The organism is Pseudomonas sp. MDT1-85 (assembly GCF_054898065.1).
Genome location: NZ_CM142715.1, coordinates 4,519,851 through 4,542,062, shown reverse-complemented (window position 1 = coordinate 4,542,062; position 22,212 = coordinate 4,519,851). Strand labels below are relative to the sequence as shown.

Below are 22,212 nucleotides of genomic sequence, written 5' to 3'. Positions count from 1 at the left end.
GAATATGGCGCATACGGAACTGCTGGAGGTGCAGATGCGTCAGGGCGGATTTGAGCGATTCTTCGCAGCCAAACGTTTCGATCGTGATGGCGACCGCAAGATTCATATGATGACCCTCTCAGCGTTGGTCTACGCAGACTTCCGGGCGCCGACGATGGATTACAGCCAGATACTCAAGCTGACAAGCGCGCTGACGAAAAGCGCTGCCGAGGTTGAGAAAATGGCAAGACTCATGATCTTCAATGCGGTGTTCCACAACTACGACGATCACACCAAAAATTTTGCGTTCCTGTATCACGAACCTCAGGACAAAAATGGGCAGGGCGCCTGGACGCTGTCTCCCGCGTACGACCTTACTTTCTCCGATGGGATGGGCGAGCACTCCACTGCTTTTTCAGGTCATGGTAAACCGACACGAAAGGTCATCAGAGATCTGTGCAAGGATTACCTCAAGCCTGATGAATACATCGACCAAACCCTCACGGCGCTAGATGACTGGGATCGTGTGCTCAAAACACTGAAAATTCCTAAGTCTGCGGGGGGTGCGATTCACCGGGTTCTCAATGATGCACGGGTGCGCTTCGAGGATGATTCGAAGGCTTTACGATAAATCGTTAGTGAGAAACCATATTGAGTACAAACATCATCACAAAGGAAGGTCATGAGGCTCTGAAGCAGGAGCTCGATTACCTTTGGCGGGAAAAGCGTCCTGACACCACGCGCAAGGTCACTTGGGCGGCATCGCTCGGCGACCGCAGCGAAAACGCGGATTACCAGTACAACAAGAAGCTGCTGCGGGAAATCGATCGACGTGTTCGGTACCTTCGCAAGCGCCTCGAAGATGTCCGGGTGGTTGCGTACTCACCCGAGCAGGAAGGCAGGGTCTTTTTCGGGGCTTGGGTCGAGATCGAAAACGAGGCAGGTGAAATCAAAAAATTCAGGGTTGTGGGCTATGACGAGATCTACGGACGCAACGATTACATCTCCATCGATTCACCAATGGCGCGTGCGCTTTTGAAGAAAGAGGTGGGGGATGAGGCCGTTGTGCAGACTCCGGGCGGAGAAATGTTGTGGTGGATAAATGAGATCAGATACTCGACGTAGCGCTTGAGTTCATCAACCCTCGCGCAGAACTGTCAGGGGGCTGGCGTTCAGGGCGCGGCGCGTGCCGAACACACCGGCACCGCCGATCAGTACGGCGCCGATCAGCGGCAATACCAACAGCCACGGATGCGGATGCCAGGGCAGGTCGAAGGCGTAGCGGTAAAGCACCAGGCTCACCAGTTCCGAACCCAGTGCCGCCAACAACCCGCTGACCGCGCCGAGCAGGCCGAACTCGATCCGCCGGGCCCTGACCAGCAACTGTCGCTCGGCACCCAGCGCTCGCAGCAATGCACCTTGGCGAATGCGTTCATCCAGCGTTGCCTGCAAACCGGAGAACAACACCGCCATCCCCGCCGCCAGCACAAACAACAGCACGTATTCCACCGCCAGGGTGACCTGGCCGAGAATGCTGCGCAGCTGCGCCAGCAAGGCTTCGACTTGCAGAATGGTCACTGCCGGAAAGCTGCGGGACAGGTCGACGATCTGCTGATCGTGACCGGCCGCCAGATAGAAACTGGTCAGGTAGGTCGCCGGCAAGTCCTTCAGGGTGCCGGGCTGGAAGATCATGAAAAAGTTTGGCTGGAAGTTGTCCCAGTTAATTTCCCGCAGGCTGGTGACTTTCGCCTCCCGATTGGCCCCGCCGACGGTAAACACCATGTGATCGCCGAGCTTGAGTTTGAGGCTTTCGGCGACTTTACCTTCCACCGAAACACCGGGTATTTCATCCGCGGGTTGCTGGTCCCACCAGTTGCCGGCGGTGAGTTTGTTACCCGCTGGCATGTCGGCCGCCCAGGTCAGGCTCAGGTCGCGTTGAATGGCTCGATCACCGGCCGAGTCCTTGCTGACGATGTCCTGCACCGGTTCGCCGTTGATGCTGATCAGCCGTCCCGGCACCACCGGGTACAGCGGCGCTGATTGTGCCGACAGCTCCATCAGTCGATCGGTAAAGGCCTGTTTGTCCGCCGGCAGAATGTTCAGGGCGAAATAGTTCGGGGCGTTTTTCGGCAACTGGTTTTGCCAGGTGTCGAGCAACTCGCCACGCAGCAAAGCGATCAGCGCCATGGACAGCAGAATCAAACCGAAGGCCAGGGCTTGACCCGCCGCCGCCAGTGGATGGCGCAGCAGTTGGCCCAACCCGAGGCGCCATGGCAATGCGGCCCGCGCCAACATCCGGCGCAGGCTCTTGAGCAGTAGCAATAACAAACCGCCCAGCACCAGCGCCGCGATCACACCGCCGCCGAGCAGGGCGAAGGTCAGCAACAGGTCCAGGCTCAAGCGCCACATGATCAGGCCGAGGGCGCCCAATGCCGCGCCATAAACTATCCAGGTGCTGGACGGAATCGGCAGCATGTCGCGACGCAACACGCGCAGCGGTGGCACTCGACCCAAAGCAGCCAGTGGCGGCAGGGCGAAGCCGGCGAGTGCGACCAGCCCGGTGCCGATCCCGGCGATGGCCGGCAGCAGGCCACCCGGTGGAACATCGGTCGGCAGTAAATCATGCAGCAGTGCAAACAGCCCGAGCTGCGCCAGCCAGCCGAGCAGGGCGCCGCTGATGCTGGCGAGCAGTCCGAGTACGGTTAGCTGCAGACTGAACAGCACCATGGTTTCCCGACGGGACAGACCCAGGCAGCGCAGCAATGCGCTGGCATCGAATCGGCGCGTGGCGAAGCGTGTCGCCGACAACGCCACTGCCACGCCGGACAGCAACACCGCCACCAGACTGGCCATGTTCAAGTAGCGTTCAGCCTTGCCCAGGGCGCCGCCGATCTGCCGGTTGCCATCGCGAGCATCCTGGATGCGCTGGTTGGCGGCCAGGCCTGGCTTGATCAGCTGCCGATAGGTTTCCAGCGCCGAAGCGTTGCCGCGCCAGAGTTCGCGGTAACTGACCCGGCTGCCGGGTTGCACCACGCCGGTTGCCTCAAGGTCGCTGAGGTTGATCAGCACCCGTGGCGTCAGGCTGTAGAAATTGCCGGCGCGATCCGGTTCGTGGGTCAGCACTCGCGCCAGCGTCAGGGTTTTCATGCCGACGTCGATACTGTCGCCGATCTTCAAATCCAGCGCGGTCAACAGTCGCGCTTCGACCCACGCTTCGCCGGGTTTCGGACCGCCACCGGGTTCTTCCAGCGCGAAGGGCGCGGGGGCGCTTTTCAGTTCGCCGCGCAACGGGTAGATGTCATCGGCGGCTTTGATGCTGGACAGCTGAATGCCGTTGTCGGTGGCGATGACACTGGAAAACTCCACCACTTGAGCGTGTTCAAGTCCCAGTTCTGTGCCGCTCCTAACCTGTTCCGGTCGCGCCGGTGAGCTGCCTTCGAGCACCAGGTCGGCACCGAGAAACTCGGTGGCGCGCAGCATCATGGCGCCGTTCAGGCGAGCGCCGAAGTAGCCGATAGCGGTACTTGCCGCCACAGCCACCAGCAAGGCGAAAAACAACACGCGCAACTCACCGGCGCGGGCATCGCGCAGCAATTGGCGGATGGCGAGACTGAACAGGCGCAACAGCGGCAGGCGTGCCATCAAGGCTCCAGAGGGGCGACCAGCAGGCCGGCTTCAAGGCGGATCAGGCGCCGGCAACGATGTGCCAGGCGTTCGTCGTGGGTCACCAGCACCAGGGTCGTGCCGCTTTCCTGGTTGAGTTCGAACAGCAGATCGCTGATGCGCTCGCCGGTATGGCTGTCGAGGTTGCCGGTGGGTTCATCGGCGAACAGTACGTCGGGCTCGGCGGCGAACGCTCGGGCAATCGCCACGCGCTGCTGCTCGCCACCGGAAAGCTGACGCGGCGAGTGGGTCAGGCGTTGGCCCAGACCGACCCGTTGCAACAGTTCGGTGGCGCGCTCGCGAGCGTCTTTGCGGCCATCGAGTTCCAGCGGCAGCATGACGTTTTCCAAAGCGTTGAGACTGTCGAGCAGCTGGAATGATTGAAAGACAAACCCCACATGCTCGGCGCGGATGCGCGCGCGTTGGTCTTCATCAAGATTGCTCAGGCCTTGCCCGGCGAGGGTGACTTCGCCGCTGCTGGGCAGGTCAAGGCCGGCGAGCAGGCCCAGGAGAGTGGATTTGCCAGAACCGGAGGCGCCGACGATGGCCAGGCTATCGCCCTTGTTCAGTTCCAGGCTGAGTTCGTGCAGGATAGTCAGTTCACCTTCCGCGCTCGGAACCACTTTGCTGAGGTTCCTCGCGGTGAGAATACTTGCGCCCATGGAGAATCCGATGCGTGTGTGGTTTTTGAGTGCTGGCCTGGCCTTGATGTGCATGGCCCAGAACGCAGCGGCGGGTACAGTCCTGATCGTTGGCGATAGTATCAGCGCCGGTTTCGGCCTGGATACCCGCTTGGGGTGGGTGTCATTGCTCGAGCAACGGCTCAAGCGCGAAGGTTTCGACGATAAAGTGGTCAATGCATCCATCAGCGGCGACACCAGCGCCGGAGGCCGGGCGCGCCTGCCGGCGCTGCTTGCAGAGCATAAGCCGGCGCTGGTTATCCTCGAGTTGGGGGGCAACGATGGGTTGCGGGGAATGCTGCCAACACAATTGCAACAAAATCTTGCGTCGATGATCGACAGCTCCCGCGCCAGTGGTGCCAAGGTACTGCTGCTGGGCATGCAGTTGCCGCCCAATTACGGTGCGCGTTACACCCAGGCCTTTGCCGAGGTTTTCACCAGGGTTGCCGATGAGAAAAAGATCCCGCTGGTGCCGTTTTTTCTCGACGGCGTGGGCGGTCATCCGGACCTGATGCAAGGCGACGGCCTGCACCCGGCTGCGGCGGCTCAGGACAAGTTGCTGGAAAATGTCTGGCCGACACTGAAACCGCTGCTTTGACGCTTTTCTAGCGGCGGTGTTTCGGCTAAGGTGGCGCCCCCGATTTGGAGCCCCCGATGCCACGTCCCGCCTGGTCCCTTTTTGCCTACCAACTGATCGAGCCTGACGAACAGCTGGATCTGTTCGCCTGCCAGGAAGTGCGGGTGCATCTGGTGACCCGTCAACTGGAATTGGGCGGCTCGGTGGACCGAACCTTGTGCGGCAGCCTGTTGCCGGCGCAACCTCGCTGGTCGAGCGTCGACCGTACCGTGTTCCAGGACCAGCGCCTGTGCTCGCTGTGCCGGGCCATCCTGGAATCGCAAAAACGCGGCACCTCGCCGATCTGGCCTGAGTTGCGGTTCGAGCTTTAGATCGTCATCGCGAGCAGGCTCGCTCCCACATAGGGAGCGTGCTGGATGCAAGGTGTGTGAACACCACTAACCCCTGTGGGAGCGAGCCTGCTCGCGATGGCGTCATTCTGGTCGCCAACTCTCTGTGAGGCAGTCCTCCCTGCGAAGCAAGTGCCTTGCATCGCCTGTCACTTCTCGACCTCCCCGAAATAACGGAAGGCGGTGTACAATTCCATTTTTATACCCTTGTCGATCATGCAAAGGATTTTCCGGATGTTGCCGCGCTTTCCCGCCGTCACCCGCTGCCTGTCTCTTGCCGCCCTCTGTGTCGCGGGGCCGGTAACAGCATTGGAGCTACCCCTGCCACCACCCGGTGAAGACATCATCGGCCAGGTGCAAGTGATCAAGGCCAAGTACGAAGACACCTTCGCCGACCTTGGTACCACCTACGATCTGGGCTATTCGGAAATGGTCGCCGCCAACCCTGGCGTTGATCCATGGCTACCGGGCGCAGGTACCGAAGTGGTGCTGCCGACGCGCTTCATCCTGCCGCCGGGTCCCCGTGAAGGCATCGTCATCAACCTGGCTGAATACCGTCTCTACTATTTCCCGAAAGGCCGGGACGTGGTGTACACCTTCCCGCTGGGTATCGGTCGTGAAGGCTGGGGCTCGCCGATTGCCCACACCAGCATCATCGCCAAGACGCCGAATCCGACCTGGACGCCTCCAGCGTCGATCAAGGCCGAGCACGCCGCTGATGGCGATCCACTGCCGAATGTGGTGCCGGCCGGCCCGGACAACCCGCTGGGGCCCTTCAAGTTCACACTGGGCACTCCGGGCTACCTGATCCACGGTTCGAACAAGAAGTTCGGTATCGGCATGCGCACCAGCCACGGTTGCTTCCGCATGTTCAACAACAACGTGCTGGAAATGGCCAGCATGGTGCCGGTCGGGACGTCGGTGCGGATCATCAACGACCCGTACAAGTTCGGGCTCAGTGCCGGCAAGGTTTATCTGGAAGCGCACACGCCGCTGGACGATTTGGGCAACCCTTCGGTGGTCGACAAGCACACCGCAGTGATCAATGCGATGCTCAAGCGTGAAGACATCACCAGCAACTTGCGCATGAACTGGGATGTAGTGCGTGACGTGGTTGCCGCTGAAGATGGCCTGCCGGTGGAAATCGCCGTGCCGAATGCTTCCGAGCCGATGGTATCGAGTGCACCAATCGACCTGCAGCAATAACGCGTTAAAGTAACCCGCCGATGCAGGCCGCATCGGCGGGTTTTTTATGGCCTGCAGAAACGGCGGGCAATAAAAAAGCCGACCCAAAAAATGGGTCGGCTTGATAACAATCCCGAAGGACTATTACTTGCGGCTAGCTTTTTCCAGCATGCGCAGAGCACGCTCGTTAGCTTCGTCAGCAGTCTGTTGTGCTTTTTGAGCAGCAGCCAGAGCTTCATCAGCTTTACGGTAAGCTTCGTCTGCACGAGCCTGGGAGCGAGCTGCTGCGTCTTCAGTAGCAGTCAGACGTGCTTCGGTTTCTTTCGATACGCTGCTGCAACCGGTAGCCAGAACTGCGGCCAGAGCCAGAGCAGAGAATTTCAGAACGTTGTTCATCGTGTTCCCCTTCAAGGACTTTCTATTAAGTAGCTGTCTCCTCAGAGTGAGGAAATAGCCGGCGTACATACTACCCATTACTTGTAGTAAGTAAACTGACGTTGAGCAAGAAGCAAAAAAAATTGTAGGCGTTGATTCTTTTTCGAGCAACTTTTAACTGCATTGTATAAAAAATATCCAGCTGCGAGGCCCGAACTGAGCGAGCCGCCAAAGAAAAGTTCCCTACCTCGGCAGCTGTTTTTCAGTCTCGACTAAAGTCTGTCTAGATGGAATCGTCCACACTTTTGTTCGGATTTTGCGCAGCGGCTCTCATATCTTTATCCATGTTGAGGTGACTTAAACAACGGGCGCTCGTCTTAAGTCTCAATATCCGGCAATGTTCAGGCTCGGACTCGGGAAGATCCCGGTCGAGCCGCCCCTGCATTACCCAAGCAACACCCGCCTGCCAGCATGACGAGCGTCCCTTGAGCATTTCTGCCAATGGTGCCTACTATTTGTTACGTGCTCGGTTGCGCGAGATTGGTGTTGCTCTCGGTGTCCATTCAGGCACGGGGTGGCGTAGATGTTCCTTCGCCGGAAAAACATCGGTAAGGTAGGGGTCAGAATTAAAGACCCGCGAGGAGTAGTGATGAGCGAGGCGTTGTCCATCCACCATGACCAGGCTGGTCATCAGTTCGAGACCACCGTGGACGGTTATCGTGCCTACCTGACCTATATGGATCTGGGAAAACAGACCCTGGATATTTATCGTACCTTTGTGCCCAATGCGTTGCGTGGTCGCGGCATCGCGGCGGCGTTGACCGAGCAGGCACTGCAATACGCTGAGGAAATGGGCTACACGGTCATTCCATCGTGTTCCTACGTGGAGCGCTACATGGAACGCCACCAGCGGCATGCCGCCAAGCTGTGAACAAAGCGAACGCATAAAAAAACGCCAGGTTTAAACCTGGCGTTTTTTATGCGTGAAACGAAACGGCGATCAGCTGCGATTGCGTTTCGGCAGCACGTCCTTGAGTTTGGCGTGCATGCTGCGCAAGGTATTTTCGGTGGCGGTCCAGTCGATGCAGGCATCGGTGATCGACACGCCGTATTGCAGGTCGGCGAGGTCTTTCGGGATCGCCTGGCAGCCCCAGTTCAGGTGACTTTCGACCATCAGGCCGATGATCGACTGGTTGCCTTCGAGGATCTGGTTGGCGACGTTTTCCATCACCAGCGGTTGCAGGGCCGGGTCCTTGTTGGAGTTGGCGTGGCTGCAATCGACCATGATGTTCGGCTTGATCTTCGCCTTGTTCAGCGCTTGCTCGCAGAGCGCGACGCTGACCGAATCGTAGTTCGGTTTGCCGTTACCGCCGCGCAACACCACGTGACCGTAGGCGTTGCCCTTGGTGGTGACGATCGATACGCCACCTTCCTGGTTGATGCCCAGGAAACGGTGCGGGCTGGAGACCGATTGCAAGGCGTTGATGGCCACGGTCAGGCCGCCATCGGTGCCGTTCTTGAAGCCGACAGCCGAGGACAGGCCGGAAGCCATTTCACGGTGAGTCTGGGATTCGGTGGTGCGAGCGCCGATCGCCGACCAGCTGATCAGGTCCTGCAAGTATTGTGGGGAGATCGGGTCGAGGGCTTCGGTCGCGGTAGGCAGGCCCATTTCGGCCAGGTCCAGCAGCAACTGACGGCCGATGTGCAAGCCATCCTGAATCTTGAACGAGTCGTCCAGGTACGGGTCGTTGATCAAGCCTTTCCAGCCGACGGTGGTGCGTGGCTTCTCGAAATACACGCGCATGACCAGATACAGGGTATCGGACACTTCGGCCGCGAGCACTTTCAGGCGCTCGGCGTATTCGTGGGCAGCCTTGATGTCATGGATCGAGCACGGCCCGATCACGACGAACAGGCGGTGGTCGGTGCCATCAAGAATGTTGCGAATGACTTCGCGGCCCTTGGTGACGGTGCGCAGGGCAGCGTCGCTCAGAGGAATATCACGCTTGAGCTGATCGGGAGTGATCAGAGTCTCGTTGGAGGCGACGTTAAGGTCGTTGATCGGTAAATCAGCCATCGTTTACTCGTCAGGTCACGGGTGCCGGCCGCCAGCGAACCCGCGCGGCGGAGCACAGCAAATTAAGCGCGTCGGGGAGCTGAACCTTAGCGCGTTACACCGTGGCTCGACAATGGGCAGACACCGGTTAGGGGGCATTCTCAGTTAGTTTTCCCACCGCGCCGGGTCTGCTGTTGTGCAGGGCAAGGCGCGAGAAGCGTGGTTTGGTCATTCCAAATAAGCTTCGAGCAACGCAGCCCTGCACAACAGCAGGCCCGGCCCTTCGGGTTGTGCCTTAAAGCGGGCCAGGCTGCGTTGCAGGCCTTGGAAAGGGAACAACCATTCCCAGCGGCCTGCGCCTTGCCTGGCCCGCTTTAAGGCGACAACGCGGCGGGGAAACTAATTGAGAACGCCCCCTACGCAAATGCCTTGCGAACCATGTCGTGGGAGAACTCGTCGGCATGCAGCTGGACCCATTCGAGGGCCAGGGTCTGGGTGCTTATCTGTTCGCTTTGAGGTTCATGCTGACGACAGTAACGTTCAATCTGACAAACCTGCTCACCCATTCGCGCGCTGAACAGGGTCTGCTCATCGACGAAGGCGATGCCCACCAGATAGCTGCGTTTTCGTCGCAGACACCAGGCAACATAGCCCAGGTAACAGATCGTGGTGCTCAGGGTGGGCATGCGCACTTGAAGTGCGGTGCCCCTTCGCCATCCGCGGTGGTAATTGCAAGCCATGCCGCCGAGGCTGATAGTGTGCAGCTGCTGCCGCGAAATGCACTCATGTTTAAGCAACGTTAATTCGACGGGTACATCGTCAGGATGAGGAAGATAACGTCCCATGAACACGGACTCCCTGTGTCGGCCATCTGACATCGTTTCTCCCAGTATAGTGGGCGAATCGGAATTGACCGATTTCGACGCCGACCAACGGCTGTTGGCGATGGACGGCATTTCCCTGGTGATTTTTACCAGCGTCGGCTGCGCCAGTTGCCGTTTTGCCCGTGAGCAATTGCCCACGTTCGATCTGGCGGTCGATCGACTGTGCTGGATTGACGCCGGGAACAATGGCGGGGTGGTCGAGCGTTATCGGGTCTTTCATTTGCCGGCGCTGTTTGTGGTGCGCGACGGTGAGTTCTTCGGGTCACTACAGTCGCGTCTGACCCGCACGGCGCTCAATGAGGCCGTGCGTCAGGCGCTGAGTCGACAAGCAGAGGAGTTGCCATGACACACACAGTGGCCAGGCCGACAATCGGCATTATCGGAACCGGCGCGATCGGTGGTTTCTACGGGCTGATGCTGGCGCGTGCCGGCTTCGATGTGCATTTCCTGTTGCGCAGTGAGTTTTCTGCAGTGGCCGAGCGTGGCTTGCATCTCGACCATGCATCGCTGGGCCCGCTGAGCCTGAACCCGGTTCAGGCCTATTCGTCGGCGGCCGACATGCCGCCGTGCGACTGGCTACTGGTGGGTGCCAAGACCACCAGTAACGCGGATCTGGCCCCCGCCATTATTCAAGCCGCGGCACCTGATGCCAAAGTGCTGTTGCTGCAAAATGGCCTGGACGTTGAAGACAGTCTGCGCGAGTTGCTTCCCGATTCGCTGCACCTGCTCGGCGGCCTCTGTCTGATCTGCGTCCATCGTACCGGCCCAGGGGGCGTTACCCATCAGGCGCTCGGTGCCGTGAATGTCGGCTACCACAGCGGCCCGGCCGCCGATGAACAGACGCGTATGAATATCGTCGAAGAGGGCGCCGGGCTGTTTCGCGCCGCCGCCATCGACTCCCAGGCCATGCCGAACCTTCATCAGGCGCGCTGGCAGAAACTGGTCTGGAATATCCCCTACAACGGCCTGTCGGTTCTGCTCGGGGCCAGCACCACGCCCTTAATGACGGATGCCGACAGCCGCGCGCTGATTCAGGCCTTGATGGCCGAAGTGGTTCAAGGGGCCAAGGCCTGTGGTCATGACATGCCGCCGGGTTACGCCGATTATCTGTTCATGATGACCGAGAAAATGCCCGACTATTGGCCGAGCATGTACCACGACTTCCTGCACAAGCGACCGCTGGAACTGGATGCCATCTACACTCGGCCACTGGCAGCGGCGAAGGCGGCGGGATGTGAGTTACCGCGTATCGAAGCCTTATATCGCAGCTTGAGTTTTATCGACCGACGTAATCACTGAGTCGGTTAAAAGGAGAGGGAAGGGAAGGGCAATAATGCCGACAGTTCAGCAATTTCAGCCGCGACGCACTTCCTTACAGATAGCATTGCGGCTTAACTGACTTGGGTATTAGGGGAAATGCATGGCCAATGGCATAGACGACAAACTGGTGTTGGCGATTTCTTCGCGAGCACTGTTCGATTTGAGCGAGAGCCACAAGGTTTATCTGTCGAGCGGCGTCGAGGCTTATCGGCAATACCAGATCGAACACGAAGACGAAATTCTCGAGCCCGGCGATGCGTTCCCGTTGGTCGAAAAACTCCTGAATCTGAATGCCAGCCTCGGCCGAGCCCGGGTCGAGGTGATCCTGGTGTCGCGCAACAGTGCCGACACTGGCCTGCGGGTGTTCAACTCGATTCATCACTATGGCCTGGCGATTTCGCGTGCGGCATTTGTCGGCGGCCGCAGCCCTTATCCGTACCTCAAGGCCTTTGGCTGCGACCTGTTTCTTTCGACCCATTCCGACGATGTGCGCAGTGCGCTGGATGCCGGTTTCGCTGCAGCGACTATTCTATCGGGCGGTGCCAGTCGCGCCGCCAGCGATGAATTGCGCATTGCTTTCGACGGTGACGCGGTGCTGTTTTCCGATGAGTCGGAGCGGGTCTATCAGTCAGGAGGCCTCGCAGCGTTTCAGGCCAGCGAGCGTGAGGCCGCCCGCGAGCCCTTGCGCGGCGGGCCGTTCAAAGGCTTTCTCGCGGCGCTCAACCTTTTGCAGCGCGAGTTCCCCGATGATGCGTGTCCGATCCGCACCGCGCTGGTGACCGCGCGCTCGGCGCCGGCCCATGAACGGGTGATCCGCACCTTGCGTGAATGGGACATCCGTCTGGACGAATCGCTGTTCCTTGGGGGGCTGACCAAATCGGCTTTTCTCGAAGCCTTCGCCGCCGACGTATTTTTCGACGATCAGGCCGGCCATTGCGAACTGGCCCGCGAAGTGGTCGCCACCGGTCACGTGCCGCATGGCATCAGTAACGAGCCGTCGATTTAAAGCGCCGCGGTTCAATGCGTTGCGCCAGACGCCGCACTCGCCACGGCACTGCTAAGCTGAATCAATCTCCGCCATGTTGGCATTAAAGGAGGTCACTATGATTCATTCGATGCTGTATGCCACCGACCTCGGTCTGTATGCACCTTTTGTGATGCAGCATGCGTTGGCACTGGCTCGAACATTCAATGCCGACTTGTATGTGGTGCACGCGGTTGAGCCGATGGGGTTGTTCGCCGAATCGGTGCTTCAGAGTTACCTCGATGAGCAGGCCCTGAACGAGTTTCACAGTCAGGGTCTGAATACGGTGATTGCCAATATCGAGCAGCGGGTGCTCGACAGCTTTCGCGAAGAACTGGGGGATGAGGGGGAGCAGGATCTGGAACGGATTCGGGCAGTGCGGGTGCTGCAGGGCGATCCGTCGCAGGTGATTCTCGACCAGGCGCAGAAACTCTCCGTCGATTTGCTGATCGTAGGAAGTCACAGTCATGGCGCTGGCGCGGAAACGCCATTGGGCCGAACCGCTGCGCGCGTGTTGCAACTGTCCAGAGTGCCGGTCTATCTGGTGCCGCTGATGGAACGTCGCCGCAAAGGGGATCGCTAGGACACGAATAATGGCGTTTTGATAAAAAGTTCTAGATTTATTAACCAAACCATTAATATAGTTATATATCGTCGCTGATGCCCGTGGCGTCTACCTGCTTTGAGGGATTCATATGAAGCTCCAACAATTGCGCTACATCTGGGAAGTGGCGCACCACGACCTCAACGTTTCAGCTACAGCCCAAAGCCTCTACACCTCGCAACCGGGCATCAGCAAACAGATCCGTCTGCTGGAAGACGAATTGGGGGTCGAGGTTTTCGCCCGCAGCGGCAAGCACCTGACCCGCGTTACTCCGGCTGGCGAGCGCATCATCACCACCGCCGGCGAAATCCTGCGCAAAGTTGAAAGCATCAAGCAGATCGCCCAGGAATTCTCCAACGAGAAAAAAGGCACCCTGTCGATCGCCACCACGCATACCCAGGCGCGTTATGCATTGCCACCGGTGATCAGTAATTTCATCAAGCAATACCCGGACGTTGCCCTGCACATGCACCAGGGTTCGCCGATGCAGATCGCCGAGATGGCCGCTGACGGCACCGTCGATTTCGCCATCGCCACCGAAGCGCTGGAGTTGTTCGGCGACCTGGTGATGATGCCGTGCTACCGCTGGAACCGCTGCGTGGTCGTGCCTCAGGGCCACCCGCTGACCAAACTGTCGAAGCTGACCCTCGAAGCCCTGGCCGAATACCCCATTGTGACCTACGTGTTCGGTTTCACCGGCCGTTCGAAACTCGACGAAGCCTTCAGCCATCGTGGCTTGACACCGAAAGTGGTGTTCACCGCGGCCGACGCCGACGTGATCAAGACTTACGTTCGTCTGGGCCTGGGCGTGGGCATCGTGGCGAAAATGGCGGTCGACACCAAGCTCGATAGCGACCTGGTGGTGCTTGATGCCAGCGAGTTGTTCGAATCCAGCATTACCAAAATCGGTTTCCGTCGCGGCACGTTCCTGCGTGGTTTCATGTGCGACTTCATCGAGAAATTTGCCCCACACCTGACCCGCGAAGTGATGGCCAAGGCCATTCAGTGCCACAACAAACAGGAACTGGAAGAGCTGTTCGACGGCGTCGAACTGCCGGTTCATTAATTGCCAGACAATCGCTAGACCACCTCGGTGACAGAAAACTGTTGCCGAGCGCCCGCCACCAGAATCTCCACTTCATCCCCTTCGAACTTGCCCAGCAGGCTTTTGCCCAGCGGTGAGCGATGGGTGATGACCGTAACCAGTTGCCCCACCAGATCAACCTTCAGCCCGGCCGCGTCGGGGGCGAGGAACAGCCATTGTTCGCGACCCTTTTCGTCTTCCAGGCCGAGCAGGGCACCAACTTCGATACCGCGCTGATCGTCATAAGGCCGCAGTGTCAGGTTCAGGCAAAGGGTCAACGACTGTCTGATTTCTTCCACTCGTCTGGCTTGTCCGGCCGCCAGGTAAGACGCCTCCAGCCCCAGCGTGTCGTACTTGTTTTCGGCTATGTTTTCTTCGTGGGTCGCGGTTTCGTAAGCGGTTTGCGCGGCACGCTCGGCGATGTCGAGATCGATCCGCAGCTTGTCGATAATCAGTTGGTGGACGGTCGGCTTGTGCATAGAGAGCTTCATGATCAATCGCAGAATTGCAGGACGTTGGCGCGGCTTTTTTCGCTCGGTGCAGTTTGATTCTGCTGCAACCAGAACTGGCATTTGGGATTGGACAAATTGTGTTTGCTGCTTCTGGCCTGTTCCACCATTTGCTGCTGTTCATTCCTGCGCAAATGGTCCTCGTACTGTTCGAACATCGGGTTCTGCGGGGCAGGTTGGGCAGGCTGCTCAATCACCGGTGGCTTGGCCAGCTGCTCCACCGCCTGGGCCAAGGGCGCCAATTGCTCGTTGAACAACAGGCGCCAGGCGAGCCAGCAAGTCAGTGCGATCGCGATGAATCCCAGCCACAAACCGAGGGCAATGCTGCCGGTCAGTTGCAGCGCATTAAACTGGATCGGCAAGGGACGGCGCGGGTTGGGACGGTAGGGCATTACTGCCTCCTGGCGGGTGGTCGCGGGCAAGTGGCGATTGTCGCATGAAGATTAATCGCCGTCGGCTCTTCTGCACGGGGTAATTTATGCGGACAATCGGCGCCTTTGCCAACGGGAGCCTGGAATGCCTGAAATGAAAACCCGCTGGGATATTTTTTGCACCGTGGTCGACAACTTCGGCGACATCGGCGTGACCTGGCGCCTGGCCCGCCAACTGGTGGCCGAACATTCAGTGGCGGTGCGCCTGTGGGTCGACGACCTGCGGGCCTTCGAGCGTTTGTGTCCGGACATCGATGTCAACGCTGCGCAGCAGTGGCAGCAGGGCGTCGAGGTGCGACAGTGGCCGGCCGACTGGCAGCCTACTGAAGCCGCTGATGTCGTCATCGCAGCATTCGCTTGCCAGTTGCCGAGTGCCTACATGGAGGCCATGGCCGAACGGGAAAAACCGCCGTTGTGGATGAACCTCGATTATCTGAGTGCCGAAGACTGGGTCGTCGGCTGCCACGGCTTGCCGTCGGTGAAGTACAAGAACGTGCAGAAGTTCTTTTTCTTCCCGGGCTTTCGCAAGGGCACCGGTGGCTTGCTGCGTGAAAGCGGATTGCTGGAGCGGCGTCGGCAGTTTCAGCAAAGTCCGCAAGCTCAGCGAGAGTTCCTGAAAGGCTTGGGAATTGATCGCACGCCGAATGCACAGCTGATCTCGCTGTTTGCCTACGAAAATACCGGGCTGGCCAGTTGGCTCGACACGATGGTGGCCGACTCGACGCCGACTCATCTGCTGGTACCCGAAGGCCGGATTCTCGGCGACGTCGAACGCTGGCTCGGGGCGGATGGGCTGAAGGCTGGGGCGGTGCATGTACGTGATGCCTTGACCGTGCAAGTGCTGCCATTCGTCCGGCAGGATCAATATGACCTGCTGCTGTGGAGCTGCGATTTCAACGCCGTGCGCGGCGAAGACTCCTTTGTCCGCGCTCAATGGGCTGGTCGTCCGCTGCTCTGGCATATCTATCGGCAGGACGAAGATATCCATCTGGACAAGCTCGATGCCTTCCTGACCCTGTACACCCAAGGCCTGTCCGAACCTGCCCGCGAGGCGATCAGTGGTCTATGGCGGGCATGGAATGCAGGTGAGACAATGACCGATCACTGGAAATCAACCCGCAAACACTGGCCTGAACTGGAAAAACATGCGGAGACATGGTGTCTGGAACAAGCCTTGCAGGCAGATCTTGCCGCAGCGCTGGTACAGTTTTACCTAAATTGGATATGATACGCGGCCTAGATTTTTGTAAATCCCATCCAAATTCGGATATTCGTAATGAAAACTGGTAAAGAACTGAAACCCGGGATGGTGATCCGTCTCGAAAACGATCCTTGGCTGGTTCAGAAAGCTGAATTCACCAAGTCGGGTCGTAACAGCGCGATCATGAAGACCAAGCTGAAGAACCTGCTGACCGGTTACAAGACCGAGATCGTTTACAGCGCCGACGACAAACTGGACGACGTAATCCTCGACCGTAAAGAAGCGACCCTGTCCTTCATCAGCGGCGACTCCTACACGTTCATGGACACCACTGACTACACCATGTACGAGCTGAACGCTGAAGACATCGAAGCCGTTCTGCCTTTCGTTGAAGAAGGCATGACCGATGTTTGCGAAGCGATCTTCTTCGAAGAGCGTCTGGTTTCCGTAGAACTGCCGACCACTATCGTGCGCGTAGTTGACTACACCGAAGGTTCGGCTCGCGGCGACACTTCCGGCAAGGTGATGAAGCCTGCCAAGTTGAGCAACGGTACTGAGCTGCAAGTTGCTGACTTCATCGAAATCGGTGACAAGATCGAGATCGATACCCGCGAAGGCGGTTCCTACAAAGGCCGTGCTAAATAAGCACAGCCTCAGGAATAAAAAAGCCCGACCATTGAGTCGGGCTTTTTTGTGCCTGAAGATCAAGATCAAAAGATCGCAGCCTCGTTTCACTCGACAGCTCCTACAGGGGAGTACAAAACCCATGTAGGAGCTGTCGAGTGAAACGAGGCTGCGATCTTTTGCTACGTTGCCCCCCAATCCTGTGGGAGCGAGGCTTGCCCGCGAAAGCGTCCTGTCAGCCGACAACAATGTCGGATGATAAACCGTCTTCGCGGGCAAGCCTCGCTCCTACAAGAGCTGTTATTTCAGGTGTTGCTTGAGCTCTTCAGACGCGTGCAACATCGCCGAGCGCACCGCGGGCACTTGGCTCACTACGTTGAGCAAACCGTAGTCGTGGATCATGCCGTTGTAGCGCACTGCCGTGACCGGTACACCCGCCTCGTCGAGTTTGCGGGCGTAGGCTTCACCTTCATCGCGCAATACATCGGCGCTGGCCGTCTGCACCAGGGCGGGTGGTAAGCCCTTGAGTTGCGCGGTGGTCGCCCGCAGCGGTGAGGCGTAGATCTCGTTCCGTTGTTTGGAATCGGTGGTGTAGTTGTCCCAGAACCACTTCATCATGTTTTTGGTGAGGAAGTGCCCCTCGGCGAACTGGTTGTAAGACGCCGTCTCGAAGCTGGCGTCTGTCACCGGCCACAACAACACCTGGAACCTGATCGCCGGCGTGCCTTTATCTTTGGCCATCAGCGCAACCACGGCCGCCATGTTGCCACCGACGCTATTACCCGCCACAGCCAGACGTTTGCCGTCGACGTTGATCTCTTTACCGTGCTCGGCCACCCACTTTGTTGCGGCGTAGGCCTGGTTGATCGCCACCGGGTAATGCGCTTCCGGCGACGGGGTGTAATTGACGAATACCGCCGCCGCGCCCGAACCCGTTACCAAGTCCCGAACCAGTCGTTCGTGGGTCGGGAAGTCCCCCAGCACCCAGCCACCGCCGTGAAAGAACATGAACACCGGCAGCTCGCCTTTGACCCCGGCCGGCCGAACGATGGTCAGGCTGATCGGTTGGCCATCGACCTGGATAGTCTTCTCGCTGACGTCGGCTTTGGGCAGCGTCAGTTTCACCCCGGCCTGCGCACCCACCAACACCGCACGGGCTTCGGCAGGGGTGAGCTGTTCCAGCGGTTTGCCGGTGCCGGCATTCAGTACATCGAGGAACGCCTGGGTGTTGTGTTCAACCCCATTGCCTGCGAATGCACTGTTGATGGACAGGGCGAGAAGAGTACCGGTCAAGACTTTGCTGAAAGTGTTCATATTCATTTCCTGTTCGACCTTGGAGTCAGCAGTTAGACGGTAACGTGCAGGCGCACATCGACATTGCCACGGGTGGCGTTGGAGTACGGGCAGACCTGGTGGGCGGCTTCGACCAGGCTTTGTGCATCGGCTTGCTCAAGACCCGGCAGACTGATGTGCAAGTCGATGTCCAGACCGAAACCGCCAGGGATCTGGCCGATGCCGACATGGGCGGTGATCGATGCGTCGTCCGGGATCTTGCGTTTGGTCTGGCTGGCGACGAATTTCAGCGCGCCGATGAAGCAGGCGGAATAGCCGGCGGCGAACAGTTGTTCAGGGTTGGTTGCCGCGCCGCCAGCACCACCGAGTTCTTTCGGGGTGGCGAGTTTGACGTCGAGCACGTTGTCGCTGGAAATCGCACGACCGTCACGGCCGCCGGTGGAGGTTGCGATTGCGGTGTAGAGAGTTTGCATGGTGTGGGCCTCGTTCGGGTTTGAGTGTTTTTGCGCTAAATGTTTGCGCGCTAAGTAAGTGCGAAGTGAATGTAGCTCGCAAGTATTTAGCGCGCAATATAATTTTTGAAGAAATTCTGACCCGAAATAGACGCGCGCGATGAAAAGTGTTGAGTTAGAGCTGTCGGGGCGGGATTTTCGCGGGGAATTTTTTTCGAGGACAGGATTGGCGAAGCGGATTTTTTGAGAGCGCTACAAAACAAATGTGGGAGCGAGCCTGCTCGCGATAGCAGGGTGTCAGTCAACATCAATGCTGAATGTCACACCGCTATCGCGAGCAGGCTCGCTCCCACAAGGGATTAGTGGTGTTTTGGAGGTTAGATGCTGTCTTGCAGATGGCTACGCAGCGCTTGCAGATCCGCTTGCAGCTTCTTCAACTGTTCCAGCGTTTGTCCGCTGGCGCCGAGGATGCACTGGGGAATGCCGCGTGCCTTGTCTCGCAATGCACGGCCTTGCTCAGTCAGTTCGACAATCACCACCCGTTCGTCTTCACGGCTGCGGGTGCGGCTCAGCAGGCCTTCGGCTTCCAGGCGTTTGAGCAGCGGGGTGAGGGAGCCGGGATCGGTCAGCAGTCGTGTGCTGATTTCGCCGACCGTCAACCCATCCTTTTCCCACAACACCATCATCGCCAAATACTGCGGATAGGTCAGGCCCAGCGCTTGCAGCAGCGGTTTGTAGACCTTGGTCATCAGTAGTGAGGTGGAATGCAGGGCGAAGCAGACCTGATTGTCCAGCAGCAGGTCGTCGCAGTTATCCGGGTTGTTGCGCTCGGTGTTCATTTCAAAGCCTTGATCAGTGATCGTCATGAATCTAGCGGGCGAATCTTTAATGCGCCAGATAATTCTGGACTAGTGGCGGTCCAGATTGGTTTGCAGCGCCAGATCCCACGGCGGGATGGGGCTGAAACGGGTTTTCAGGTATTCCAGCAACAAGCGGCTGCGCGAACTGGGTTGCTGCTCCAGGCGCAACGCATAAATGCCGGTGCTTTCCGGTTTTGGCAGACCGTTTTCGCAGAACAGCGGCAGCAGGTCGCCGCGTAATAAATATTCGCTGGCCAGCCAGGTCGGCAAATGCGCGATGCCCAACCCCGCCAGTGCGCCGCAGACCAGTGCCTCGGCATTGTTGGCGCTCATGCGGATTCGCGCTGGCCGATGCAAGTGCATCTGTCCATCCCGCTCGAAGCGCCAGGCGAACGGCGGAGCCAAGCCTTCCCAGTCGAGGCCATCATGGTCGATCAACTGCGCCGGATCGGTCGGCACGCCACGGCGTTGCAGGTAATCGGGGCTGGCGCAGGCGATGCGCACCATGCTCGCCAGCGGCGTCGCCACCAGCCGGGTGTCGGCCATCTGCCCTGCACGCAATACCAGATCGACCTTGCCCAGGTTCGAGCCCTGCATGTCAACAAAGCTGTCGATGAGGTGCAATTGCACGTCGAGACCGGGGTAAAGCGTCAGGAAATCGGCAATCACCGGCGCCAGGTGTCGGCGTCCGAACGCTGCCGGTGCATCCACCCGAATCAAGCCTTCCGGCGCACTGCTCAGGGACACCGCTTCCGCCCGGGCCAGGCGCAGTTCAGCGACGATCCGCCGCGCACGCTCGGCAAAAGCCAGGCCAGCCGGGGTGGCGCGCACCGCATGGGTGCTGCGAATGAACAACTGGCTGCCAACGGCGCTTTCGAGGCTGTCGATGCGCCGTGCCACGGCCGAAGGCGTCAATGGATGGCGTCGGGACGCGGCGGAAAAACTACCGCTTTCCAGCACATCGAGAAACAGGCCAAGTTGTTCGGTCAATTGATTGGGGTTCATGGTTCGTCGGCGCTTGTGCGAAGTTGGCACAGCCATTGTGCGTTGCTGTGCGTTTCCCCGCCAGAGCCGACTGCGTAGGATGAACAGCCTCACAAAAGGAAATTCGCCTGTGATTGAGTTTTTGATGTATCTGGTTTTTGGCGCGGCCTTGGGAACCCTCGGCGGGCTGTTCGGCATCGGTGGCGGGCTGGTCGCGATCCCGCTGCTGGGCGTGTGGTTCGGTCTTGATCAGCAGATTGCTCAAGGCACGGCGCTGGTGATGGTGGTACCGAACGTGATGCTGGCGCTGTGGCGATATCACCAGCGCAATCGCATCGAATTGCGGCATGCGCTGCCACTGGCCTCGATGGGGTTCTGCTTTGCCTGGATCGGTTCGATCTGGGCAGTGGGTATCGATGCGCAAACCATGCGTTTGGGCTTTGTCGCTTTCCTGATCGCGCTGTCGGCCTACAACCTGATGCGAATGTTCACCACCAACGCACCGGCCTCTTCGCAGATGCGCTATTCCTGGCCGTGGCTGGGCGTGCTCGGCGCGGCTTCAGGGACCATGGGCGGACTATTTGGAGTGGGCGGGGCGGTGATGGCAACGCCGGTGCTGACCAGCCTGTTCGGCACCACCCAAGTGGTTGCCCAAGGGTTGGCGCTGGCGTTGGCGTTGCCGAGTACGGGCGTCACCCTGGCGACGTATGCGGTGCACGATCAGGTGCATTGGGCGATTGGTGTGCCGTTGGCGGTCGGTGGATTGATGAGCATCAGTTGGGGCGTGAGAATTGCCCACGCATTGCCGGAGCGGCTGCTGCGCGGGCTGTTCTGTGGTTTTCTGGTGGTCTGTGCGGTGATGCTCGCGTTTAAAGTTTGAAACCTTCGACGATGTGCTCGGCCAGGCATTCGGTGATCGGCGAAGGGTTGTTCAGGTTGCGGATCAGCATGATGCTGGCTTCCGGCAACAGCGGCAGGTCTTCGTTGGCGCCGAGGATGCGCATGTCCGGTGTGATCAGGCTTTCCAGCTGCGCGGTGATCGCCAGCCCCGCGCTGACCACGGCCATCAACGCCGACAGGCTGGAGCTGTTGTAGGCAATCCGGTAGTCGCGACCCATGGCGTCCAGGGCATTGCATGCCCAGAGGCGGCAGAAACAATCACTGTTGAACATCGCCAGCGGCAGCGGTGTTTGCTCATGGGCGCTGAAGCATTGGGCCTCGGCCCAGACAAAACGCTCCTTGCGCAACAATTGGCCAATTTCGTTACCCGGCTCACGGGTGACGATGGACAAGTCCAGGTCCTGGCGCTGCAACAGTTGCCGGGTCGACTCGCAATGAACCTCGATCTGGATCAGCGGGTAGAACTGCGCGAAGCGCGACAGGATGCCCGGTAGAAAGCGCATGACGTAATCATCGGGCGTGCCAATGCGCACCGTGCCGACCATATGCGGCTCACGCAGGGTATTGAAGACTTCGCTGTGGAGTTTGAGGATGCGCCGCGCATAGCCCAGTAATACCTGGCCTTCGGCGGTCAGCTTGACCTGGCGCCCGTCGCGTTCGAACAGCTGGCGCTGCAACACGTCTTCTTCCAGGCGTTTCATCTGCATGCTCACCGCCGACTGGGTGCGGTTAACCATTTCACCGGCGCGGGTAAAACCGCCCTGATCGGCAATCGCGACGAAGGTGCGCAGTACATCGGTGTCGATACTGGGGTAGGCGGACATTCATCAATCTCCGAGATGTATGCCATCAGAAACATTCGTTGGATTGATCTTAGCGCTGGCGCGAGACTTGAGCCATCCCTAAAGGAGGGCAACACGATGAAAGGTCACAACGAGCATGTAACGGAACAAAAATTCTCAATCCACGCGGTATCCGATCTGTTGCACAAGTTTAGTCGCTGGTACGAACTTCACCGTGAACGTGAAATGCTGGCGGGCTTGAGCGACGAAGCACTGAAGGATATCGGCGTGAGCCGTGCGGACGCGGAGCATGAGACGGTAAGACCGTTCTGGGATGATCCGATGCATAAATGATG

Annotated in this window: 27 protein-coding genes; 15 read left to right on the top strand and 12 right to left on the bottom strand. The window is 58.9% G+C overall.

Annotated features, from left to right (window positions below; all coding sequences use genetic code 11):
- Positions 1-4 precede the first annotated feature (4 nt).
- Positions 5-610, top strand: a complete 606-nt coding sequence (locus ACYZT2_RS20465; protein WP_461966839.1) for a HipA domain-containing protein — start codon at positions 5-7, stop codon at positions 608-610.
- A gap of 20 nt (positions 611-630) precedes the next feature.
- A complete protein-coding gene (gene greB / locus ACYZT2_RS20460; RefSeq protein ID WP_461966837.1) occupies positions 631-1,104 on the top strand; it encodes a transcription elongation factor GreB in 474 nt (157 codons plus the stop codon).
- A gap of 12 nt (positions 1,105-1,116) precedes the next feature.
- Here greB and ACYZT2_RS20455 read toward each other — a convergent pair whose 3' ends face one another.
- Positions 1,117-3,621 carry an ABC transporter permease gene (locus ACYZT2_RS20455; protein WP_461966835.1) on the bottom strand — a complete coding sequence of 835 codons (2,505 nt, stop codon included), beginning with the start codon at positions 3,619-3,621 and terminating at the stop codon, positions 1,117-1,119.
- On the bottom strand, positions 3,621-4,304 hold the full coding sequence (locus tag ACYZT2_RS20450; protein WP_461966833.1) for an ABC transporter ATP-binding protein: 684 nt from the start codon (positions 4,302-4,304) through the stop codon (positions 3,621-3,623). The genes ACYZT2_RS20455 and ACYZT2_RS20450 overlap by 1 nt, the downstream gene beginning before the upstream one ends.
- A 10-nt stretch (positions 4,305-4,314) precedes the next feature.
- Between ACYZT2_RS20450 and ACYZT2_RS20445 the strand changes: the two genes are divergently transcribed.
- The 3 genes from ACYZT2_RS20445 (at position 4,315) to ACYZT2_RS20435 (ending at position 6,494) form a co-directional block, all read left to right on the top strand.
- Positions 4,315-4,920, top strand: coding sequence for an arylesterase (locus ACYZT2_RS20445; protein WP_461966831.1), 606 nt, complete (start codon positions 4,315-4,317; stop codon positions 4,918-4,920).
- A gap of 56 nt (positions 4,921-4,976) precedes the next feature.
- Positions 4,977-5,270, top strand: coding sequence for a hypothetical protein (locus ACYZT2_RS20440; protein WP_008075246.1), 294 nt, complete (start codon positions 4,977-4,979; stop codon positions 5,268-5,270).
- A gap of 252 nt (positions 5,271-5,522) precedes the next feature.
- Positions 5,523-6,494: a L,D-transpeptidase family protein gene (locus tag ACYZT2_RS20435; RefSeq protein WP_461966829.1), complete on the top strand. Its 972-nt coding sequence runs from the start codon at positions 5,523-5,525 to the stop codon at positions 6,492-6,494.
- A 123-nt stretch (positions 6,495-6,617) separates the two neighbouring features.
- Here ACYZT2_RS20435 and oprI read toward each other — a convergent pair whose 3' ends face one another.
- Positions 6,618-6,869, bottom strand: coding sequence for an outer membrane lipoprotei OprI (oprI, locus tag ACYZT2_RS20430; RefSeq protein ID WP_003172710.1), 252 nt, complete (start codon positions 6,867-6,869; stop codon positions 6,618-6,620).
- Positions 6,870-7,497: 628 nt separating this feature from the next.
- Between oprI and ACYZT2_RS20425 the strand changes: the two genes are divergently transcribed.
- Positions 7,498-7,779 (top strand): GNAT family N-acetyltransferase, encoded by a 282-nt coding sequence (locus tag ACYZT2_RS20425; protein WP_030132333.1) that lies wholly within the window; start codon positions 7,498-7,500, stop codon positions 7,777-7,779.
- A gap of 69 nt (positions 7,780-7,848) precedes the next feature.
- On the opposite strand, the gene ACYZT2_RS20420 is transcribed toward ACYZT2_RS20425, so the two are convergent.
- Together ACYZT2_RS20420 and ACYZT2_RS20415 are read right to left on the bottom strand one after the other, a co-directional pair.
- Positions 7,849-8,925 carry a 3-deoxy-7-phosphoheptulonate synthase gene (locus ACYZT2_RS20420; RefSeq protein WP_038982203.1) on the bottom strand — a complete coding sequence of 359 codons (1,077 nt, stop codon included), beginning with the start codon at positions 8,923-8,925 and terminating at the stop codon, positions 7,849-7,851.
- Between the two features lie 395 nt (positions 8,926-9,320).
- The gene (locus ACYZT2_RS20415) at positions 9,321-9,749 is read right to left on the bottom strand and encodes a PilZ domain-containing protein (protein WP_461966810.1); all 429 of its coding nucleotides are present in this window, start codon (positions 9,747-9,749) and stop codon (positions 9,321-9,323) included.
- Between ACYZT2_RS20415 and ACYZT2_RS20410 the strand changes: the two genes are divergently transcribed.
- From ACYZT2_RS20410 to cysB, 5 genes are all read left to right on the top strand, one after another.
- Entirely contained in the window at positions 9,748-10,134 is a 387-nt protein-coding gene (locus ACYZT2_RS20410) for a thioredoxin family protein (protein ID WP_461966808.1), read from the top strand. The two genes, ACYZT2_RS20415 and ACYZT2_RS20410, sit on opposite strands and share 2 nt — an antisense overlap.
- Positions 10,131-11,087 (top strand): putative 2-dehydropantoate 2-reductase, encoded by a 957-nt coding sequence (locus ACYZT2_RS20405; RefSeq protein ID WP_461966806.1) that lies wholly within the window; start codon positions 10,131-10,133, stop codon positions 11,085-11,087. Before ACYZT2_RS20410 ends, ACYZT2_RS20405 begins: the two co-directional genes overlap by 4 nt.
- A gap of 121 nt (positions 11,088-11,208) precedes the next feature.
- A complete protein-coding gene (locus tag ACYZT2_RS20400; RefSeq protein WP_008075703.1) occupies positions 11,209-12,114 on the top strand; it encodes a 5'-nucleotidase in 906 nt (301 codons plus the stop codon).
- 97 nt (positions 12,115-12,211) lie between these two features.
- Positions 12,212-12,715: a universal stress protein gene (locus tag ACYZT2_RS20395; protein WP_007899922.1), complete on the top strand. Its 504-nt coding sequence runs from the start codon at positions 12,212-12,214 to the stop codon at positions 12,713-12,715.
- Positions 12,716-12,827: 112 nt separating this feature from the next.
- The gene (cysB, locus tag ACYZT2_RS20390; RefSeq protein WP_007899921.1) at positions 12,828-13,802 is read left to right on the top strand and encodes an HTH-type transcriptional regulator CysB; all 975 of its coding nucleotides are present in this window, start codon (positions 12,828-12,830) and stop codon (positions 13,800-13,802) included.
- A gap of 14 nt (positions 13,803-13,816) precedes the next feature.
- On the opposite strand, the gene ACYZT2_RS20385 is transcribed toward cysB, so the two are convergent.
- Complete coding sequence (locus ACYZT2_RS20385) at positions 13,817-14,299, bottom strand: GreA/GreB family elongation factor (RefSeq protein ID WP_461966803.1); 483 nt, start codon at positions 14,297-14,299, stop codon at positions 13,817-13,819.
- A gap of 14 nt (positions 14,300-14,313) precedes the next feature.
- A complete protein-coding gene (locus tag ACYZT2_RS20380; RefSeq protein ID WP_050681923.1) occupies positions 14,314-14,721 on the bottom strand; it encodes a hypothetical protein in 408 nt (135 codons plus the stop codon).
- A 124-nt stretch (positions 14,722-14,845) separates the two neighbouring features.
- Here ACYZT2_RS20380 and earP point away from each other — a divergent pair, with 124 nt between their 5' ends.
- On the top strand, positions 14,846-15,988 hold the full coding sequence (gene earP / locus ACYZT2_RS20375) for an elongation factor P maturation arginine rhamnosyltransferase EarP (RefSeq protein ID WP_461966798.1): 1,143 nt from the start codon (positions 14,846-14,848) through the stop codon (positions 15,986-15,988).
- Between the two features lie 48 nt (positions 15,989-16,036).
- Positions 16,037-16,606: an elongation factor P gene (locus tag ACYZT2_RS20370; protein ID WP_223483792.1), complete on the top strand. Its 570-nt coding sequence runs from the start codon at positions 16,037-16,039 to the stop codon at positions 16,604-16,606.
- A 279-nt stretch (positions 16,607-16,885) separates the two neighbouring features.
- Here the strand turns inward: ACYZT2_RS20370 and ACYZT2_RS20365 are convergent, their stop codons facing one another.
- The 4 genes from ACYZT2_RS20365 to ACYZT2_RS20350 all read right to left on the bottom strand — a co-directional run bounded on the left by ACYZT2_RS20365 (position 16,886) and on the right by ACYZT2_RS20350 (position 20,195).
- Positions 16,886-17,899: an alpha/beta hydrolase gene (locus ACYZT2_RS20365; RefSeq protein WP_461966796.1), complete on the bottom strand. Its 1,014-nt coding sequence runs from the start codon at positions 17,897-17,899 to the stop codon at positions 16,886-16,888.
- Between the two features lie 32 nt (positions 17,900-17,931).
- Complete coding sequence (locus tag ACYZT2_RS20360) at positions 17,932-18,351, bottom strand: organic hydroperoxide resistance protein (protein WP_008009416.1); 420 nt, start codon at positions 18,349-18,351, stop codon at positions 17,932-17,934.
- Positions 18,352-18,707: 356 nt separating this feature from the next.
- A complete protein-coding gene (locus ACYZT2_RS20355) occupies positions 18,708-19,169 on the bottom strand; it encodes a MarR family winged helix-turn-helix transcriptional regulator (RefSeq protein WP_461973196.1) in 462 nt (153 codons plus the stop codon).
- A 69-nt stretch (positions 19,170-19,238) separates the two neighbouring features.
- Positions 19,239-20,195, bottom strand: a complete 957-nt coding sequence (locus tag ACYZT2_RS20350) for a LysR family transcriptional regulator (RefSeq protein ID WP_461973194.1) — start codon at positions 20,193-20,195, stop codon at positions 19,239-19,241.
- A 109-nt stretch (positions 20,196-20,304) separates the two neighbouring features.
- On the opposite strand from ACYZT2_RS20350, the gene ACYZT2_RS20345 reads away from it, so the two are divergent.
- Positions 20,305-21,054, top strand: coding sequence for a sulfite exporter TauE/SafE family protein (locus ACYZT2_RS20345; protein ID WP_461966793.1), 750 nt, complete (start codon positions 20,305-20,307; stop codon positions 21,052-21,054).
- On the opposite strand, the gene ACYZT2_RS20340 is transcribed toward ACYZT2_RS20345, so the two are convergent.
- Complete coding sequence (locus tag ACYZT2_RS20340; RefSeq protein ID WP_007899911.1) at positions 21,044-21,898, bottom strand: LysR substrate-binding domain-containing protein; 855 nt, start codon at positions 21,896-21,898, stop codon at positions 21,044-21,046. The two genes, ACYZT2_RS20345 and ACYZT2_RS20340, sit on opposite strands and share 11 nt — an antisense overlap.
- Positions 21,899-21,994: 96 nt before the next feature.
- On the opposite strand from ACYZT2_RS20340, the gene ACYZT2_RS20335 reads away from it, so the two are divergent.
- Positions 21,995-22,210: a DUF1127 domain-containing protein gene (locus ACYZT2_RS20335; protein WP_461966790.1), complete on the top strand. Its 216-nt coding sequence runs from the start codon at positions 21,995-21,997 to the stop codon at positions 22,208-22,210.
- Positions 22,211-22,212: the final 2 nt, after the last annotated feature.